Genomic DNA, 18,884 nt, shown 5'->3' with positions numbered 1-18,884 from the left:
CCGCTGAATCGGCTCGCCCCCTCCGCTCTTCCGGAGGGATCGAGCCGTTTCTGCATCGTCTGCGGGCGATGCGATCATTCCTTGAAATCCCGACTTCTCATCCAGTATGTTGAATGAAAATGAGAGTGAGGCTTCAATGAAGAGACACCTGTTCTTAGGCATCATCACCGTTGCAGTGATCGCCGCCACGTCCGTTCCCGGGGCCGCTTACGCGTCCGCCTCGCCGTCGGCGACCGACGCCGTGGCCCGCGCCGAGGGCATGATGGGCCTCGATGACGACATAGACCCCGCAAAGCCGCTGGTGGCGGTGCCAGGCGAACGGGTCGCCGTTGGCGATTCCGCGGCCGGAGTTGCCGTAGCAACCGACGCCAGGGCGGCATCAAGCAGCGCTCCTGCGTACACAGTCGATCGCTTGGATCCTGAGACGACGCGACTTGCAGCAGTGCTCACGACGGCGGGGCAAACCGCGAGCTGGGATTTCGGTCCTGACACGGAGCTGTTCGTCCTGGCCGACGGTCGCGTGAGCGTCAGCGACGAAGACGGTGAGTTCCTGGCCGGGATCGCGGCACCGTGGGCAGTGGACTCGCATGGGGTCAGGCTGGCGACTCGGTATGTCGTAGACGGGTCCAGGCTCGTTCAAGAAGTAACGACTCGTCGGGACACCGTCTACCCGGTGGTCGCCGATCCGACGATCAAGACGTACGTCGGCTACTACCAGATCACGTTCACCAAGAGCGAGAGCTTTACGGTCGTCGGCACGGTCGGCAGTTGCACCGCGCTGCTTGCCAAGGCTCCACATCCCGCAATGCGCGCCCTCATGGTCGGGTGCGGAGTCTTCGCTGCCTTCAGCGCCGCCCAGCTCTCCGGCGGGAAGTGCATCCGAGCCCACATCGTCGGATTCCCGCCGACCATCGGCACGTGGTGGCCGACTTTCCCGAAGTGCTGACGGTGACCAGTTCAGTCGCCTTCGGCCTCGCGCTCGGGTGTGCTCTTGGAATCGCCCTGCTGCGACTCGGTCGTGTCGGGGGTGCACTCGTGGCAGTCTCTCCGGTCGTGGCGTGGACGGTGATCGGAGTCGTCCGGCCGGCTCCCATCGACGAGCCAGCGCTCGGGTGGTGGCTACCCGGGTACTTACTAGGCCTCGTGGGCATGAGCTTGCTGGTCCGACATCGACGCAGAAGCCACGGCGACTAGGGGCGCAGGAACTCGCCCCCGCCGCCGAGCCGAACCCGGCGCGGCTACAGCAGCACGGTCCCGGCGATCGCCGTCGTGCTCTCGCCGCCGACCCAGACCGCGTCGTCGACGACCGTGATGCGCACGACGCCGTCGCGGCCGAGGCGCGTGCCCTGGCCGTTCGTGTAGGCGGCGGACGTCCGGCCCTCGCGGTGCAGCCACTGGGCGAGCGACGCGTTGAGGCTGCCGGTCACCGGGTCTTCGGGCACGCCGATGATCGGCACGAAGCCGCGCACCTCGTGGGCGTGCTCGTGGCCCTCGGGGTAGGCGCCGAAGACGCCCGTGTTCAGGTCGGGGATGATCGACAGGTCGGGCTCGAGGCCGAGCACCCTCTCGGCCGACGCGAGCTCGACGGCCAGCCACGGCGGGCCGTTGACGATCCACTGGTGGCTGAGGATCTCGGAGCGCTCGACTCCCAGCCCTCGGGCGATGCGCTCGACGGTCTCCTCGTCGACCGGGCCGGAGCGCGTGGTCGGGGGAGCGGCGAAGGCCAGGGTGGCGCCGTCGCGGCGGATGTCGATCAGGCCCGCGATGCACTCCTGCACGATCAGGTCGCCGCGGGCGGGGACGCCGCCGGCCTCGAGCCAGGCGTGCGCCGAGCCGAGCGTCGGGTGGCCGGCGAACGGGAGCTCGCCGCCCGGCGTGAAGATGCGGAGGCGGTAGTCGGCGTCGGGCGTGGTCGGAGGCAGCACGAACGTGGTCTCGGAGAGGTTCGTCCAGCGCGCGAACGCGGCCATGGCCTCGTCGGTCACTCCGTCGGCGTCGAGCACGACAGCGACCGGGTTGCCGAGGTAGGGCACCGACGAGAAGACGTCGACCTGAGAGAAGGGGCGCTTGATCATGCGGCAACGCTAGGGGTGGTCAGGGGCCGCCGAAAGGGCCAATCGGCGGCCCCTGGCCCGCTAGGGCCTGCTGATGAAGCCTTCCTTCACCATCCAGTCGAATGCGACGTCGGCGGGCTCTTCGCCGTCGACATCGACCTTCAGGTTGAGCTTGCGCATCTGGGTGTCGGTCAGCTTCGGCGAGATCTGGTCGAAGACGCCCTTCAGCTGCGGGTACTCCTTCAGCGTGGCGGAGGCGAAGACCGGCGCGACGTTGTAGGCGGGGAAGAACCCCTCGTCGTCGTCGAGCACCGTCAGGTCGAGCGAGTTGATCCGGCCGTCGGTCGTGAACACCTCTCCGAAGTTGCATTTGCCGCGGTCGGTCGCCGTGTACACGGTGCCGGTGTCGAGGATGCTGACATTCGACGACGGCACGCCGTCCTCTCCCGACGAGCCGAGCTTCAGCCCGTACTTCGCGAGCATCGGCCTGAACCCGTCGGCGCGCGAGTTGAACTCCGACTCGACGCAGAAGGTCCGTTCCGAGACCGGCAGGTCTTTGATCTGCGACAGCGACGAGATGCCGTCGAGGTCTTTCACGGCCTCCGACCGCACGGCCATCGCGTACGTGTTGTTGAGCGGCGCGGGCGTCAGCCAGTCGAGGCCGTTCGCAGCGTCGGCGTCGCGGACCGCCGCGTACTGCTTCTGCTTGTCGGGGATGCCCTTCGTGTTGCCGAGGTAGGTCAGCCACGCTGTACCCGTGTACTCGTACGTCATGTCGGCGCCGCCGGTCAGCATCAGCTGGCGCACCGCGACGCTGCCGGGCGTGTTCGTCATGTCGGTCACATCGAAGCCCGCGGTCTGCGCCGCCAGCACGGCGATCTTGCCGAGGATCAGCTGCTCGGTGAAGTTCTTCGTCGTCACGGTGAGGTGCGCGTCGTCGGGGAGGCCGGCGATCGGCTTGATGGTGCCCGGAGCGGTGGCCGGGACGAAGGCCGTCGCGGGCTGGAGCCCGCAGCCGGTGAGGAGGAGGGCGGAGGCGGCAGTTCCTGCGACCAGTGCGGAGCTCAGGATCGGGCGGCGGCGGGTCATCGGAGTCCCTTCGGTCGGGCGACGTGCTCGACCATGCGGCCGAGCCAGTCGATCAGGAGGGCGAGCAGGGCGATGAGAAGGGCGCCCGAGACGAGCACCTTCGGCAGGAAGAGCGTCACGCCGGTCGTGATGAGCAGCCCGAGTCCGCCGGCGCCGATGAAGGTCGCGAGGGCGGCCGAGCCGACCAGGAGCACGAGGGCCGTGCGGATGCCCGAGAGCATCACGGGCACCGCCAGGGGCAGCTCGACCTTCATCAGCACGGAGAACGCCGACATGCCCATGCCGCGGCCCGCCTCGACGAGCCGGGCGTCGACGCTCTGGATGCCGATCATCGTGTTGCGCAGCACCGGCAGGATCGCGTAGGCCACGAGCGCGACGACCGCAGCCCAGAACGAGAAGCCCAGCCAGAAGGCGAGGAGCACGACGAGGCCGATGGCGGGTGCCGCCTGGCCGACGTTGCTGACGGCCAGGATCACGCCGCTGGCGCGGTTCAGCGGCGGACGGGTCAGGAGCACACCGAGCGGGATCGCGATGACGAGCACGATGACGGCCGACACGAAGGTGAGCGCCAGGTGCTGGCCCGTGTAGTCGAGCAGATCGGCCGGGTTGAGGGTCGAGCGCTCCGACGCCGAGAGGTCGGCCGTGTTCAGCCAGACGACGAAGCCGGCGAGCACCACGAGCACGGCGATCGGCTGTGCGGCGAGGCCGCGCCAGGGGTGCGTGCTCGCCGGCGCGCGGGCGGTGACGACGTCGCTCATGCCGGGGCCTCGGAGGCGAGCGCAGGATCCACGACGACGTCGAACGTGCCGGTGTTCGTGCCGACCGGCTTCTCGGCGCTCTCCGCCGCCAGCCGGCGGGAGCGCGTGATCGCCTCCATGACCACCTCGACGGTGATCACGCCGACGAACCGGTCGCGCGGCCCCGTCACCAGGGCGGCCCCCGCGCTCGACACGAGCATGGTGTCGAGGGCGTCGTTCAGCGTCGCGCCCTGTCCGACGACCGGGAGGTTCGGGTCGACGTCGGACGGCACGGTCTCCATGCGGCCGAGCTGGCGCTTCGAGGGCCAGCGGATCGGGCGCTCGCGGGAGTCGACGATCACGGCGTGGCCGTGACCGGCCGCCTCGATGCGCGCGAGCACCGCGGCGGCGGATTCGCCCGCCTGGACGACGACCGCGTCGGCGAGCTCGACGTCGCGCACGCGGTTGAGCGTGAGCTGCTTGAGGCCTGCGCCGGCGCCGATGAAGTTCTCGACGAACTCGTTGGCGGGCTCGGCGAGGATCCGCTCGGGGGTGTCGTACTGCACGATGTGCGCCCCCTCCGAGAAGACGACGATCCAGTCGCCGAGCTTCACGGCCTCGTCGAAGTCGTGGGTGACGATCACGATGGTCTTGTGCAGCTCGTGCTGGATGTTGATCAGCTCGTCCTGCAGGCGCTGGCGCGTGATCGGATCGACGGCGCCGAAGGGCTCGTCCATCAGCAGCACGGGCGGGTCGGCGGCGAGGGCGCGGGCGACTCCGACGCGCTGCTGCTGTCCGCCCGAGAGCTCCTTGGGGAAGCGGTCGCGGTAGACCTCGGGGTCGAGCGACACGAGCTCGAGGAGCTCGTCGACGCGGGCGGCGATCCGGTCTTTCGACCAGCCCAGCATCTTCGGCACGACGCCGATGTTGGTTGCGACCGTCATGTGCGGGAAGAGCCCGCCGGCCTGGATGACGTAGCCGATCTGGCGGCGCAGCTCGTCGCCGTCGATGCCGGTCACGTCGTCGTCGCCGAGGACGATGCGGCCCTCGGTCGGCTCGATGAGCCGGTTGATCATCTTGAGCGTCGTGGTCTTGCCGCAGCCCGAGGGGCCGACGAGCATGACGATCTTGCCGGCGGGGATCTCGAGCGTGATGCCGTCGACGGCGGGCTTCGCCTGGCCGGGGTAGCGCTTGGTGACCTGGTCGAGCAGGATGCTGCGACCGGAGTCGGTGGTGGTGGTGGTGGTGGTGGTGGTGGTGGTGGTGGGGTCAGCGTGCGACACGGATACCTCGCGAGATGGTCAGTCGGCCGAGGCCGAGAAGAAGGAGGTCGAGGACGAAGGCGAGGACGACGACGCCCACCACCCCGACCACGACGGACTGCAGGGAGTTGGCGCCGCCGAGGCGGGACAGACCCGAGAAGACGAAGCCGCCGAGACCGGGGCCGAGGCCGTAGGCCGTCACGGCCGCCACGCCCATGACCATCTGCGCCGAGATGCGCACGCCGGTCAGGATGATGGGCCAGGCCAGAGGGAGCTCGACGGTGGCGAAGGTGCGGAACCGGCTCATGCCGATGCCGCGCGCCGACTCGACCACCCCCTCATCGACCTCCGAGAGGCCGACGACGGCGTTGCGCAGGATCGGCAGCGCGGCGAAGAAGGTCACCACGACGACCGACGGCACGACGCCGAAGCCGAGCGGCGCGATCAGGAGCCCGATCAGGGCGAAGGACGGGATCGTGAGCCCCACGGCGGAGACGCCGTTGGCGATCCCGCTCCAGGTCCGGCTCCGGTAGACGAGGGCGGCGATCACCAGCGCGATCACCACGGCGAGCACGAGGCACTGGATCACCAGCGACAGATGCTGCCAGGACGAGAACCAGATCTGGTCCCATCGGTCGACGAGAAATTTCCACAGCATCAGTCGTATACGTTCCGTTCACATCAGTAAGCACGAGGTCACGGCTCGTCTGGGCGACACCCGTCGCGAGCAAATGCCGACCAGCCTAGTGACGTTTCGCGTTTCCCTCGAATCAGACGGATGGCAGACGTTCGACCAGGGAGTAACTAAGTTCGGTCGATCCGCGTAGAGTCGGGCCCCATCGACCTCGAGAGGACCTCGTGAATCCCGCCTCGGACAGCAGTCGCCCCGACGGGCGTCGGCTGCGGAGTGCCGCGTCGCGGGTGGAGATCCTCGACGCCGCCGAGCGGGCTCTGGCCGAGGGCGGCTATGCCGAGACGTCGATCCGACGGGTGTCGGTCGCGGCCGGGATGAGCGCTCCGGGTGTGGCCCGCCACTTCGCCACGAAGCAGGCTCTGTTCGTCGCCCTGCTCGAGCGCATCCAGGACCGCAACCTGGCCGCCCTCACCGGCTCCGAGCTCGGCCGGCTCGACGCGGCCGAGCGGATCGTGCTCCAGGCCGAGCAGCTCGCCTCGCGGCGCCGGGAGACGGAGCTGTATACGGTGATGCTCGGTGAGGCGCGGACGCCGGAGCACCTCGGGCACGACTGGATCATCGGCCAGATGAACGGCGTCCACGCCAGGCTGGTCGGCGAGTTCGGCTCGGTCGGTCCGGCCCTGCACGCCGCCTGGGACGGCCTCCGCCTCCTCGGGCTGTACCTGCCCGGGCGGGTCGACGCCGCGCAGTCGCTCGCCTACCGGCTGCGGACGGGCGCGACGACGGAGACCCCGGCGGCGCCCCGGGGAGAGCCCGCCGCCGCGTCGGACGCGCCTCGCGGTGACGACGACGCGGTCGAGGCGCGGATCCTGCGCTCCGCCATCCGGGTCTTCGCCTCCTCGGGCTACCGGGACGCGAGGATCCGCGAGATCGCCGCGGACGCCGGCATCGCCCACAGCACGCTGCTCTACCACTACCCCACCAAGCAGGCGCTGCTGCAGGGCGTCTTCGACTCGGACGGGACGGAGCTGGCCACGCGGATTCCGCGGGGGATCGCTCGCGACGGGGGCGAGTTCCTGCGCCTGGTGCACGAGGTCGCCCGGAGCACCACCCGCGAGAACGAGGCGGACATCGAGCGCGTGCGGTCGGCGCTGGCGTTCGAGGCGATCGAGCCCCAGCATCCGGCGAACGGCTACTTCGTCACTCGGTTCGGCGGTCAGCTCGACCGCCTGGTGGGGGTCTTCCGCGATGTCGAGGCTGCGGGCGAGCTGGCGCCGGGTGTCGAACCGGTGGCGGAGGCGACGTGGACGCTGGCGCTCTGGGAGGGTCTGCGGATCCAGACGTTCTACCTGCCGATGGAGGGCGCCGCCGAACTGATTCGTACCGAGATCAACCGGGCGCTGGTGCCGTCGCGGCACCTCACCTGACCACGAGACAACATTTTCTCGACCAGGTATTAACTTTGTGGTCGAACCTTGCTACATTCACGAGGCAAGCTCGATTAGACGGGGTGTAGGGGCCGCGGAGATCGAGTGACGGCCGATTCGGGTTCGGCCGTCGCACCCGCACAACTGCAAGGCCCGCCGTCCAGTTCGGGGACGACGGGCCTTCTGCGTGCGAGGCCGGTTCGGCGTCAGTCGGCGTTGCCGACGGCCTCGGCCTCGGCGAGGTGCTCCTCTTCGGCGGTGGCGGGCAGCGCCTCCTCGCCGCGGTCGGCTGCGGTGAGCGCCTTGTGCGCCGTGCTCAGGACGATCGCCGCGGCCACCAGGGTCGCCGTGCCCAGCAGGAAGGGGACGTGCTCGCTGAACGCGGCAGCCAGGATGCCGGCGACGAACGGCGCCATGCCGCCGCCGATGAATCGGACGAAGCCGTAGGTCGCGCTCGCGACCGGGCGCTCGACCGGCGAGATGCTCATCACGGCCGTGGTCACGAGCGTGTTGTTCACGCCGATGAACGCGCCGGCGATGATCACGCAGACGATGACCGCGACGTGGTTCGACGGGACGATGCCGATGACCGCGAGGTCGACGGCCATCAGCACGAAGTTGACGTAGAGCGTCTTCGGGGTGCCGAACCGGCGCTGCAGCCAGGGCGCGCCCCAGACGGCGAAGACGGCGACGAGGATGCCCCAGCCGCAGAAGACGAAGCCGAGCTTGATCGGGCTGTCGATGCCCATCAGGAAGGGCGAGTAGCCGAGCAGCGTGAAGAAAGCCCAGTTGTAGAGGAAGCCCACGATGCTCGTGGTGCGCAGGGCCTTGTGCTTGAGAGCCGTGAGCGGCTCGGAGAGCTTCTGCTTGCGCGCCGGTCTCGGGAGCGGCGGCAGGAGGAAGACCGTCGCGAGGAGGGCGATGAACATCAGGGCCGAGACCCCGAAGAACGGCCCGCGCCAGCTGATCGAGCCGAGCACGCCGCCGATCAGCGGGCCGAGCGCGATGCCGACGCCGAGGGCGCTCTCGTAGAGGACGATCGCTCCGGCGAAGCCGCCGCTCGCCGAGCCGACGATGACCGACAGCGAGGTCGCGATGAAGAGCGCGTTGCCGAGGCCCCAGCCGGCTCGGAAGCCGACGATCTCGCCGATCGAGCCGCTGGCTCCGGCGAGGGCGGCGAAGACGACGATGATCGAGAGGCCGCCGATGAGGGTGCGCTTCGCGCCTATGCGGCTCGAGATCCAGCCGGTGCCGAGCATGCAGACGGCAGTGACGACGAGGTAGCTGGTGAAGAGCAGCTCGACCTGCGACGGGGTCGCGCTCAGCTGGCCGGCGAGGGTCTTGAGGATGGGGTCGACGAGGCCGATTCCCATGAACGAGACCACGCAGGCGAACGCGACGGCCCACACCGCTCGCGGCTGCTTGAAGGGGCTCGGCGCCTTCTCGTGGGGGCCGGCGGGGGAGTGGTGCGACATGTGATCAGTCCTGTTCTGTGACGAATCGGCGCAGGGCGTCGGTTGCCTGGGTGAGTGCGAGCCGCGACTCGGGGTCGAGGCGCTCGAGTCGCGCCGCGATCGTGGCGGTCCGCGAGACGCGGTACTCGGTCAGCCGCGCGACGCCGGCTCCGGTCAGAGCGACGAGCACAGCCCGGCCGTCGTCGGGGTCCGAGAGGCGCTCGGCGAGACCCTGACCGACGATTCGATTGACGAGCGTGGTCATGCCCGGCTGCGTGAGGCCCTCGCGCACGGCGAGGTCCGTGATGCGAAGCGGGCCGAGCGCGTCGAGGCGCGCCAGGACGCTGAGGGCGCTCTTCGACATGTCGGCGGGCTCGCGCGAGTCGCGGAGCCAGGTGATGACCGCCTCGAGGGCGTGCGCCGTGTCCTGGGTGGTGACGGAGCTGGGCATAAGCCAACTATATAACTGGACTATGCAAAGCGTCCAGCCTCATGCGATGGATCACGGTTGGATAACCGGTTCGCCAATTTGTGCGAAAACCTATGTACCGCTCGGTTTTTGTGTTAGCTTCCTCGATCAGAGTCGCTCCAACGGTGGAACGACCCGACCAGCGAGGATCAAAGATGTTCCGATGGAAGACGCTGACGGCGATCGCCGTTGTCGCCGGGCTGGCCCTGACGGGCTGCTCGTCGAACTCAGGCAGCACTGACAGCAGCAACTCCGGCAGCGGCACTCTCACGCTCGGCGTTCTCGCCCCGGCGACGAGCTTCGCCGCCCAGAGCATGAGCTGGGCGAACGAGTCGCCCTACGGCCAGGCCGTCTACGACGGACTCGTCCACGCCGACCCCGACGGCACGGTCGTGCCGTGGCTGGCGACCAAGTGGAGCTACGACTCCTCCAAGACCAAGCTCACGATGGACCTCCGTACCGACGTGAAGTTCTCGGACGGCACCAAGTTCGACGCCTCTGCCGCCGCGCAGAACGTGCTTCGGTTCCGTGACGGCGACTCGGCGAACAAGTCGCTCCTGGCGCTCGTGAAAGACGCGAAGGCGGTCGACTCCTCGACCCTCGAGATCGACCTCACGGCTCCCGATCCGGCTCTGCTCACGTCGCTGACGCAGAACGCCGGCCAGATCGAGTCGCCCGCGGCCTTCACGAGCTCGACGCTCAAGACCGTCCCGGTGGGCTCGGGCCCCTACACGATGGACGTGAAGAACACCGTCGTCGGCTCCAGCTACGCGTTCACGAAGAACCCCGACTACTGGGCTCCCCAGGACCAGCACTACGCCAAGCTCGTGCTGAAGTACTTCGCGACGCCGACCGCCCTGCTCAACGCCATCCGCGGTGGCCAGGTCAACGGCGCCAACGTCTCGGACATCACCACCGTCGACCAGATCAAGGCGGCCGGCTGGACGCTGAACGACCAGGAGTACAACTGGGCCGGTCTGATCCTGTTCGACCGCGGCGGCACCGTCGACAAGCCCCTCGGAAACGTCAAGGTCCGTCAGGCGATCAACTACGCGTTCGACACCAAGGCGCTCCTCAAGACGGTCGGCTACGGCTACGGCACGACGACGACTCAGATCTTCCCGACCTCGTCGCCCGGATACGACAAGTCGCTCGACTCCGCCTACGCGTACAACCCCACGAAGGCCAAGGAGCTCATGAAGGAGGCCGGTTACGCCGACGGCTTCACGCTCTCGCAGCCGAGCTCGGCGCTCCTCGGAACGGCCACCTACACGCTGCTCGCGCAGCAGCTCAAGGCCATCGGCATCACCGTGAAGTTCACCGACCCTGGCAACAACTTCATCGCCGACGTTCTCGCCCCGAAGTACACGTCCTCCTACTTCCAGCTGCAGCAGGATCCCACGGCGTGGCAGATCCTGAACTTCGAGCTGCTTCCGACCGCCACGTTCAACCCCTACAAGTACAACGACCCCAAGGTCGTCGCGTGGGGCAAGACCATCCAGAGCGGATCCGAGTCCGAGGCCGCCGCGGCCACCAAGGAGCTGAACGCCTACATCGTCCAGCAGGCCTGGTTCGCTCCCTGGTTCCGCCCGAAGGGCGAGTACGTCACCGACGCCAAGACGAGCGCGATCGTCCAGGTCGGAAACGCGTACCCGTACCTCTACAACATCACGCCGAAGTCCTAGCGGGCCGACGCCGCACCGCACCTCGGCGAGCCGGCGGGACTCCCCGCCGGCTCGCCACCCCCTCCGCACTTTCTCGAGTCACAAGGGAACCAACGATGCTGACCTTCATCATCCGGCGTCTTCTCGCCGGCGCCGTCCTGGTCGTGGTGATCACGACGGTGGCCTTCTTCCTCCTCTATGCCGGCAGCGGCAACGTGGCCAGGAAGATCCTCGGCAACAGCGCCACACAGGCGGGCGTCGCTGAGAAGAACCACCAGCTCGGCCTGGACCGGCCGATCCTCGTCCAGTTCGGCGACTGGCTGGCCAATGCGCTCCACGGCAGCTTCGGCGACTCGTGGTTCACCGGCCAGCCCGTCAACGACGCCATCGCCAGCCGCCTCGGCGTGACGCTCACCCTCGTCATCGGCGCCACCGTCATCACTGCGGTGTTCGCCGTGGTCCTCGGCGTCTGGGCGGCCACGCGCCGCGGCTGGGTGGACCGCATCGTGCAGTTCCTCTCCGTCCTCGGGTTCGGCATCCCCGGCTTCCTCATCGCGCTGGCGCTCGTCCTGGTGCTCGCGATCAACCTCAAGCTCTTCGCTCCGACGGGATACACCTCGTTCTCGGACTCCCCGTCCGAGTGGATCAAGACCGTGACCCTGCCGGTCATCGCCCTCGCGATCGGCGGCGTGGCGGGCGTCACGCAGCAGGTGCGCGGCTCGGTGATCGACGCCCTGCGTCAGGACTACGTCCGCACGCTCCGCTCGCGCGGCCTCTCCACCACGAGCGTCGTCTTCAAGCACGTCCTCAGGAACGCCGGCGCTCCAGCCCTCGCGGTCCTGGCAGTGCAGTTCGTCGGCCTCCTCGGCGGCGCGGTCATCGTCGAGCAGGTCTTCGCCATCCCCGGCGTCGGGCAGGTGGCGGTCACCGCCACCAGCCAGGGCGACATCCCCCTGGTGATGGGCCTCGTCCTCGCCACCGCAGTCATCGTCGTCATCGTGAACCTGGTCATCGACCTGGCTCAGGGCGCTATCAACCCGAAGGTGCGTCTGTCGTGATCGAGCTTCCCACCGTCCTCGCCGACGAGGCCCCCAAGGCCACCGGCACATCGCTCTTCCGTCGCCTCACGAAGAACCCGGTCGGCCTCGGCTCGCTGATCTGGCTGGCACTCCTCGTCCTGACGGCGATCCTCGCGAACGTCATCGCGCCCATGGACCCGAATGCGGCCGACATCAACGCCGTGCTCGCGAAGCCGGGCGGCGCCCACCCGCTGGGTGCGGACAGCGCCGGGCAGGACGTGCTGTCGCGCCTGTTCTTCGCCAGCCGCTACAGCCTCCTCGGCGCCATGCTGGCCCTCGCCGTGGCCGCGGTGTTCGGAATCATCGGCGGCCTCATCGCCGGCTACTACGGCAAGTGGTTCAACGCCGTGTCGTCCTGGCTCACCGGCCTGCTGATGGCCCTCCCCGGCATCGTCGTCCTGCTCGCAGCCCGGTCCGTCCTCGGCCCGTCGCTCTGGGGCTCGATGGCCATCTTCGGCGTGCTTCTCAGCCCGGCCTTCTTCCGCCTCGTGTTCGCCGCGGTCTCGGCCGTGCGAAACGAGCTCTACGTCGACGCGGCACGCGTCTCCGGTCTGTCGGACGCCCGCATCATCGGCCGCCACATCCTGACCGTCGTCCGGGCGCCCGTCATCATCCAGGCCGCCATGATCACCGGAATCGCGATCGCCATCCAGGCGGGCCTCGACTTCCTCGGCCTCGGCGACACCTCGATCCCCACCTGGGGCTCGATGCTGTCGGACGGCTTCCAGCAGATCTACTCGAACCCGCTGCTCATGATCTGGCCCAGCCTCGCGATCGCACTCACGTGCGTCGCCCTCACGCTGCTCGCCAACGCGATGCGCGACGAGCTAGAGCGCTCGGGCGGCAGGAAGCGCCGTCGTCGCGGCGCCGTGGAGCTCTCCCCGGCCGAGGCCGAGCCGATCATCGTCCACGACGAGATCCCCGACACCGAGGGTCGCTTCGGCGAGGAGCTCCTCCGCGTCGACCGGCTCGCAGTCGGCTACGACCAGCCCGACGGGTCGGTCAAGCGCGTGGTCCACGACGTGTCGCTGGTCGTCAAGCGCGGCGAGGTCCACGGCCTGATCGGCGAGTCCGGATCCGGCAAGACACAGACGGCCTGGTCCGTCCTGCGCCTGCTCCCCGAGGGCGGCCGTGTCGTCGGCGGCGCCATCTCGTTCGAGGGCGTCGACCTCGCCGATGCCAGCGAGAGGAAGCTCCTCGGGATCCGCGGAAAGAAGATCGCGTACATCCCGCAGGAGCCCATGTCGAACCTCGACCCGTCGTTCACGATCGGGTACCAGCTCGTCGAGCCGATCCGCAACAGCCTCGGCCTGTCGAAAGACGAGGCGAAGGCCAAGGCGATCGGCCTCCTCACCCGGGTCGGGATCCCCAACCCGGAGCGCACTTTCACGGCGTACCCGCACGAGGTGTCGGGCGGCATGGCCCAGCGGGTCCTCATCGCGGGAGCGATCTCATGCGATCCCGACCTCCTGATCGCCGACGAGCCGACCACGGCTCTCGACGTGACGGTGCAGGCCGAGGTGCTCGACCTCCTGCGCGACCTGCAGCGGGAGCTCCAGATGGGCGTCATCCTGGTCACGCACAACTTCGGCGTCGTCGCCGACCTGTGCGACCGCGTCTCGGTGATGCGGAACGGCCGGATCGTCGAGACCGGGCCCGTCCGCTCTCTGTTCGCGAACCCGCAGCACGAGTACACCCGGGCCCTGTTCGATGCGATCCTCGAGGAGGGACCGCCCCGAGGTGAGCTCAAGGAGCCCGACCTCGTTCCGATCATGACCGAATCGGTCTTCCTGCCGTCGAACATCAACAAAGGAGTCGTCCTGTGAGCACCTCAGCCGTGTCGGAGAGGCCCCTCGTCTCCACCCTGCTCGACGTCAAGGACGTCACGGTCGACTACCCGATCAAGGGCTTCCGCAAGGAGCCGTTCCGGGCGCTGAAGGGCGTGTCGCTCGACATCCGCCCCGGTGAGACCGTCGGTCTCGTCGGCGAGTCGGGCTCGGGCAAGACCACCCTGGGTCGCGCTGTGCTCGGGCTCGCCCCGGTCACCGGCGGCAGCATCACCTACCGCTCGCAGGAGATCTCGCAGCTCGGCCGCAAGGCCCGTCGCGCTCTCTCGAGCGAGATCCAGGTCGTCTTCCAGGATCCGTACACCTCGCTCAACCCGTCGCTGACGATCGAGCAGATCCTCGCCGAGCCGCTCACCGTGCGGAACGTCCCGGCCAAGGAGGCCGGGAAGCGTGTCCGCGAACTGCTCGACCAGGTCGGCCTGCCGAGCGGCTCCGTCGACCGCCTTCCCCGCGAGTTCTCGGGCGGTCAGCGCCAGCGCATCGCGATCGCCCGCGCTCTCGCCCTCGACCCGCGCCTCATCGTCTGCGACGAGCCCGTCTCGGCGCTCGACCTGTCGACCCAGGCCCGCGTGCTCGAGCTGTTCAAGGAGATCCAGGAACGCACCGGCGTCGCCTACCTCTTCGTCTCGCACGACCTCGAGGTCGTGCGTCACCTGAGCCACCGCGTCGCGGTCATGTACCACGGCGAGATCGTGGAATGGGGCGACGGCGATCAGGTCACAGCCCGCCCGGAGCACCCCTACACGCAGCGCCTCTTCCTCGCGGCACCCGTGCCGGACCCCGTGCGACAGGAGCAGCGCCGCGCCGAGCGACGACGGCTCGTGCTGGAGCAGCGCGAGGCCGACCTGCAGGCCGGCGCCGTGGCGTAGCCGTTCCCCTCACCTCGCCTCGCCTCACCTCACCTCTTCCCGAACACCACCAGAACGGCTCAACGATGACGGACACCCTGGCGACCATCGACGCACGGCTCCAGCCCCTGCTCGATTCGCTCACCCTCGAAGAGAAGGTCCAGCTCCTCACGGGGCGCGACTTCTGGACCACCTGGCCGATCCAGAAGATCGGGCTGCGTCGCCTGCTCATGTCGGACGGCCCGTCGGGCGTCCGCGGCGAGGTGTGGGACGAGCGCTCGCCGTCGCTGAACCTGCCGTCGGCCACCGTGGTCTCGTCGTCGTGGGACACCGCGATCGCCGCGCGCTACGGTGCCGCCGCCGCCGTCGAGGCCCGCCGCAAGGGCGTCGACGTGGTGCTCGGACCCACCATCAACCTGCACCGCTCGCCCCTCGGCGGCCGGCACTTCGAGGCGTTCTCGGAAGACCCGGTGCTGACGGCCGAGCTCGCCGCCTCGTACGTCGACGGCATGCAGGAGAACGGCGTCGCCGCGACCCCCAAGCACTACGTCGCCAACGACTCCGAGACCGACCGCTTCACCGTCGATGTGAACGTCGCCGAGCGTCCGCTCCGCGAGCTCTACCTGCTCGCCTTCGAGAAGGCCGTCACCGAGTCGAAGACCTGGGCGATCATGAGCGCCTACAACTCGATCAACGGAGTCACCGCCACCGAGAACGAGCTGCTCGAGACCCCGCTCGCCACCGAGTGGGGCTTCGATGGAGCGGTCATCAGCGACTGGACCGCCGTGCGCAGCCTCGAGAGCGCGAAGGCGTCGCAGGACATCGTCATGCCCGGGCCCGACGGCCCGTGGGGCGAAGCGCTGGTCGCCGCGGTCCGAGCCGGCGAGATCGCTGAGGAGGCGGTGGATCGCAAGGTCCTGCGGATCCTGCGCCTCGCCCAGCGGGTCGGCGCCCTCGAGGGCTTCGACCCGGCGGTGGCCGAGCCCGCCCTCGTCGAAGACGGCATCGCCTTCGCCCGCGAGGCAGCGGCGGCCGGCAGCGTGCTGCTCGTCAACCGCGACGAGCTGCCCTGGGCCGACGCGGTCCCCGCCAGCATCGCCGTCATCGGCCACAACGCCGAGTTCGCCCGGAGCCAGGGCGGCGGCAGCGCGACCGTGCTGCCCGAGCACGTGGTGTCGCCGCTCGAGGGGCTCCGGAGCCGCTTCGGCGCCGACCGCATCACCTACTCCGTCGGCGCGGTCGTGCAGGAGGGCATCGCCGAGCTCGCCCGCGAGACCATCGCCAACCCCGTCTCGGGTGGTCCGGGCCTCCGTGCGGCCTTCCTCGACGCCGACGACGTCGAGCTCTTCGGCGAGGACCGCCTGGCGACGGCGCTGGTCTGGTTCGGCGGCGACGCCCCGATCTCGGAGTCGTCCACGCTCCAGCTGTCGACGGTCTACACGCCGACCGCCACCGGCACCATCAAGCTCGGCTTCGCCGCGGCCGGCACCGCCACGATCGTCGTCGACGGCGTCGAGGTGCTCCACGCCACCGTCGTGCCCGAGGGCACCGACCTGGGCGCGGCCTTCCTGTCGCCGCCGACGCGCTCGGTGCCCGTCGCGGTCACCGAGGGCGAGAGCATCGCCGTCACGATTCGCGTCGACCTGACCCAGCGCGACGCCGGCGCCCTCGGCAACGCCATGTCGTTCGCCTTCGGCATCGAGCCGAACGACGACGACCCCGAGGCCCTGATCGCCGAGGCAGCGGAAGCGGCCGCCGCGGCCGAGGTCGCCGTGGTCGTCGTCGGCACCAACTCGCGCGTGGAGTCCGAGGGTTACGACCGGTCGAACCTCGACCTGCCGGGCCGTCAGGACGACCTCGTCCGCGCCGTCGTCGCGGCGAACCCGCGCACCGTCGTGGTCGTGAACTCGGGCGCCCCGGTGCTCCTGCCGTGGCGCGACGAGGTCGCCGCCGTCGTGATCGGCTACTTCGGCGGCCAGGAGATCGGCAACGCCCTGGCCGACGTGCTCTCGGGCGACTCCGAGCCCGGCGGTCGCCTCCCCACCACCTGGCCGGCCGCGCTCGCGGACGTCCCCGTGCTCGACGTCACCCCCGAGGCCGGCGCGCTCCACTACGACGAGGGCATTCACATCGGCTACCGCGCATGGCTCCGCGCCGGCACGGAGCCCGCCTTCCCGTTCGGGTTCGGCCTCGGCTACACGACGTTCGAGCTCTCGAATGCGGCAGCCACCTCGACCGCTGCCGTCGGCGACACCGTCACGGTCACCGTCGACGTCGCGAACACGGGGGAGCGCCGCGGCAAGCAGGTCGTCCAGGTCTACGCCTCGAAGACCGATTCGGCGATCGAGCGCCCGGTGCGCTGGCTCGTCGGCTTCGCTCCCGTCGTCGTCGACGCGGGCGCCACCGAGACGGCCACGGTCGAGTTCCCGGTACGCCTCCTCGCCGACTGGCAGGGCGGCTGGCACCAGGAGTCCGGCGAGTTCGAGCTGCACGTGGGCGCGTCGGTCGTCGACCTGCCCCTGACGCAGACGCTCGTCATCTCCTCCTGAGACACCGCTCCGGACGCGCCGATCGGCCGTCCGGGGCGGTGGGCCCCCTCTCTTCTCGCATAGGATCACGACATGTCCGTCCCCGGGGCGCAGCGCGGCGCATACGCGAAGACGGCCCAGCGTCGCCGAGAGATCCTGATGGCAGGATTCGCGGTGTTCGCGAGCTCCGGCTACCGCTCCGGCTCCATCCGCGAGATCTCCGACCGGGTCGGCATGAGCCAGGCTGGCCTGCTCCACCACTTCCCCTCGAAGAGCGACCTGCTCGCCGGTGTCCTCGAGCTCCGAGACGAGGACGCCCGGAGTCGCGTGCCGCTCGACGTCGACGCCGGGATCGAGACGATCCGCGGCCTCGCCGAGCTGACCGACTACAACGCCACGATCCGGGGCCTCGTCGAGCTGCACTGCGTGCTGTCGGCGGAGGCGACCTCCGCCGAGCATCCCGCGCACGCGTACTTCGTGAACCGCTATCAGTGGAGCGTCGGCATGGTCACGACCTCCCTCGAAGTCATGCAGCGCACCGGGCAGCTCGTCGACGGCGTCGACCCTGCGGGGTCGGCTCGTGCGCTCATCGCCCTGATGGACGGCCTCCAGGTGCAGTGGCTGCTCGACTCGGACTCGGTCGACATGGGCGTCGAGGTGCGCCGCTACCTGCAGTCGCTCATGACCGTGCCGCTGGAGCCGTAGCCCTACGCCGTGCTGTCCCGCACCACCAGCTCCGGCTGGAACACGATCGCCTGCCGGTCGGCCGGGTCGCCTGACGCCGCCTCGGCGAGCACCAGGTCGATGGCGGTGCGGCCGATGAGCGCGCTCGGCTGGCTGATCGACGACAGCGGCACGACGGCCGTCGCGGCGAAGCCGATGTCGTCGTAGCCGATCACGGCGATGTCACGCGGCACAGCCACCCCGGCGGCGAAGAACGTCTGCAGAAGGCCGATGGCCACGAGGTCGTTGGCGGCGAAGACCGCGTCGGGGCGCCGGGCCGGCTCGCGGACGAGGAGCTCCGACGCGACGCGGCGCCCCTCCGGGATCGACAGCGCGTCGGTGGCGATGATCTCGAGGGGGACGCCGAGTTCCTGCGCCACAGTCGAGGCGCCGGCCGCACGGTCGGAGACCTGCCGGATGCCGAAGGGCCCGCCGACGAAGACCACCCGGCTCGCACCCTGCTCGATGAGGTGCCGCACCGCGAGGCGGCCCCCGGCGACGTCGTCGACCGACACGGAGCTCGCCACGGCGTCGGGGATGATCCGGTCGACGAGGACGGCCGGGATGCCCCGCGACCGCAGCCGCTCGAGCCGGGACGTCACCTCGCCGACGGGGGAGAGGAGCACGCCCAGCACCCGCTGCTCTTCGAAGAGGTCGAGGTACGAGCGCTCGAGGTCGGGCTTCTCGTCGCTGGAGCCGAGGATCACGGACTTGCCGAACGAGGCGGCGTGCTGCTGGGCACCGCGGGCGACGTCGGTGAAGAACGGGTTGGTGACGTCGAGGATCACGAGGCCGATCGCGTTGCTGTGGCCGGCGCGGAGCTGGCGCGCGGCGTCGTTGCGGATGAAGCCGAGCTCGCGGATCGCGCTCTGCACTCGGGACACCGTGGTCTCGGACACCTTCTCGGGGTGGTTGAGCACGTTCGAGACCGTGCCGACGGAGACCTGCGCGAGCGCGGCCACGTCGCGGACGCTCGCGGACTCCATCATGGCTGTGAGCGTAGGGCACGATTCGCGATTGCGGCGAACCCTGTCGGCCGCTATGGTTATGAAACGATTCAACTGTCGTC

General features: G+C 69.4%; 16 protein-coding genes. 8 read left to right on the top strand and 8 right to left on the bottom strand.

Going from position 1 to position 18,884, the window contains the following annotated elements; translation table 11 throughout:
• Positions 1-136: 136 nt before the first annotated feature.
• Positions 137-946: a hypothetical protein gene (locus tag AC07TY_RS10915; RefSeq protein ID WP_494785357.1), complete on the top strand. Its 810-nt coding sequence runs from the start codon at positions 137-139 to the stop codon at positions 944-946.
• A gap of 292 nt (positions 947-1,238) precedes the next feature.
• On the opposite strand, the gene AC07TY_RS10910 is transcribed toward AC07TY_RS10915, so the two are convergent.
• From AC07TY_RS10910 to AC07TY_RS10890, 5 genes are read right to left on the bottom strand one after another with little or no spacing between them, the layout of a single operon-like run.
• Positions 1,239-2,075 carry a PhzF family phenazine biosynthesis protein gene (locus AC07TY_RS10910; RefSeq protein WP_494785356.1) on the bottom strand — a complete coding sequence of 279 codons (837 nt, stop codon included), beginning with the start codon at positions 2,073-2,075 and terminating at the stop codon, positions 1,239-1,241.
• Between the two features lie 60 nt (positions 2,076-2,135).
• Positions 2,136-3,143: a glycine betaine ABC transporter substrate-binding protein gene (locus AC07TY_RS10905; RefSeq protein ID WP_494785355.1), complete on the bottom strand. Its 1,008-nt coding sequence runs from the start codon at positions 3,141-3,143 to the stop codon at positions 2,136-2,138.
• Positions 3,140-3,901 (bottom strand): ABC transporter permease, encoded by a 762-nt coding sequence (locus AC07TY_RS10900; protein ID WP_123506387.1) that lies wholly within the window; start codon positions 3,899-3,901, stop codon positions 3,140-3,142. The genes AC07TY_RS10905 and AC07TY_RS10900 overlap by 4 nt, the downstream gene beginning before the upstream one ends.
• Positions 3,898-5,163 (bottom strand): ATP-binding cassette domain-containing protein, encoded by a 1,266-nt coding sequence (locus AC07TY_RS10895; protein WP_494785354.1) that lies wholly within the window; start codon positions 5,161-5,163, stop codon positions 3,898-3,900. The genes AC07TY_RS10900 and AC07TY_RS10895 overlap by 4 nt, the downstream gene beginning before the upstream one ends.
• Entirely contained in the window at positions 5,150-5,800 is a 651-nt protein-coding gene (locus AC07TY_RS10890) for an ABC transporter permease (RefSeq protein WP_370454093.1), read from the bottom strand. Before AC07TY_RS10890 ends, AC07TY_RS10895 begins: the two co-directional genes overlap by 14 nt.
• Before the next feature lie 200 nt (positions 5,801-6,000).
• On the opposite strand from AC07TY_RS10890, the gene AC07TY_RS10885 reads away from it, so the two are divergent.
• Entirely contained in the window at positions 6,001-7,203 is a 1,203-nt protein-coding gene (locus AC07TY_RS10885) for a TetR/AcrR family transcriptional regulator (RefSeq protein ID WP_494785353.1), read from the top strand.
• A gap of 206 nt (positions 7,204-7,409) precedes the next feature.
• Here the strand turns inward: AC07TY_RS10885 and AC07TY_RS10880 are convergent, their stop codons facing one another.
• Together AC07TY_RS10880 and AC07TY_RS10875 are read right to left on the bottom strand one after the other, a co-directional pair.
• Positions 7,410-8,678: an MFS transporter gene (locus tag AC07TY_RS10880; protein ID WP_123506384.1), complete on the bottom strand. Its 1,269-nt coding sequence runs from the start codon at positions 8,676-8,678 to the stop codon at positions 7,410-7,412.
• A 4-nt stretch (positions 8,679-8,682) separates the two neighbouring features.
• Positions 8,683-9,108: a MarR family winged helix-turn-helix transcriptional regulator gene (locus tag AC07TY_RS10875; RefSeq protein WP_488625583.1), complete on the bottom strand. Its 426-nt coding sequence runs from the start codon at positions 9,106-9,108 to the stop codon at positions 8,683-8,685.
• Positions 9,109-9,281: 173 nt separating this feature from the next.
• Here AC07TY_RS10875 and AC07TY_RS10870 point away from each other — a divergent pair, with 173 nt between their 5' ends.
• The 6 genes from AC07TY_RS10870 (at position 9,282) to AC07TY_RS10845 (ending at position 17,797) form a co-directional block, all read left to right on the top strand.
• A complete protein-coding gene (locus AC07TY_RS10870) occupies positions 9,282-10,811 on the top strand; it encodes an ABC transporter substrate-binding protein (protein ID WP_494785352.1) in 1,530 nt (509 codons plus the stop codon).
• A gap of 95 nt (positions 10,812-10,906) precedes the next feature.
• Complete coding sequence (locus AC07TY_RS10865; protein WP_488625584.1) at positions 10,907-11,848, top strand: ABC transporter permease; 942 nt, start codon at positions 10,907-10,909, stop codon at positions 11,846-11,848.
• Positions 11,845-13,695 (top strand): dipeptide/oligopeptide/nickel ABC transporter permease/ATP-binding protein, encoded by a 1,851-nt coding sequence (locus AC07TY_RS10860; protein WP_488625585.1) that lies wholly within the window; start codon positions 11,845-11,847, stop codon positions 13,693-13,695. Before AC07TY_RS10865 ends, AC07TY_RS10860 begins: the two co-directional genes overlap by 4 nt.
• Positions 13,692-14,585, top strand: coding sequence for an ATP-binding cassette domain-containing protein (locus AC07TY_RS10855; RefSeq protein ID WP_494785351.1), 894 nt, complete (start codon positions 13,692-13,694; stop codon positions 14,583-14,585). Before AC07TY_RS10860 ends, AC07TY_RS10855 begins: the two co-directional genes overlap by 4 nt.
• Positions 14,586-14,650: 65 nt before the next feature.
• Positions 14,651-17,113, top strand: a complete 2,463-nt coding sequence (locus AC07TY_RS10850) for a beta-glucosidase family protein (RefSeq protein WP_494785350.1) — start codon at positions 14,651-14,653, stop codon at positions 17,111-17,113.
• A 72-nt stretch (positions 17,114-17,185) separates the two neighbouring features.
• Positions 17,186-17,797, top strand: coding sequence for a TetR/AcrR family transcriptional regulator (locus AC07TY_RS10845; protein ID WP_123506378.1), 612 nt, complete (start codon positions 17,186-17,188; stop codon positions 17,795-17,797).
• 2 nt (positions 17,798-17,799) lie between these two features.
• On the opposite strand, the gene AC07TY_RS10840 is transcribed toward AC07TY_RS10845, so the two are convergent.
• Positions 17,800-18,804, bottom strand: a complete 1,005-nt coding sequence (locus tag AC07TY_RS10840) for a LacI family DNA-binding transcriptional regulator (RefSeq protein WP_488625588.1) — start codon at positions 18,802-18,804, stop codon at positions 17,800-17,802.
• Positions 18,805-18,884: the final 80 nt, after the last annotated feature.

The organism is Frondihabitans sp. GW821-FHT04F02 (genome assembly GCF_059420045.1).
This window is presented reverse-complemented; position numbering and strand designations above follow the sequence as displayed.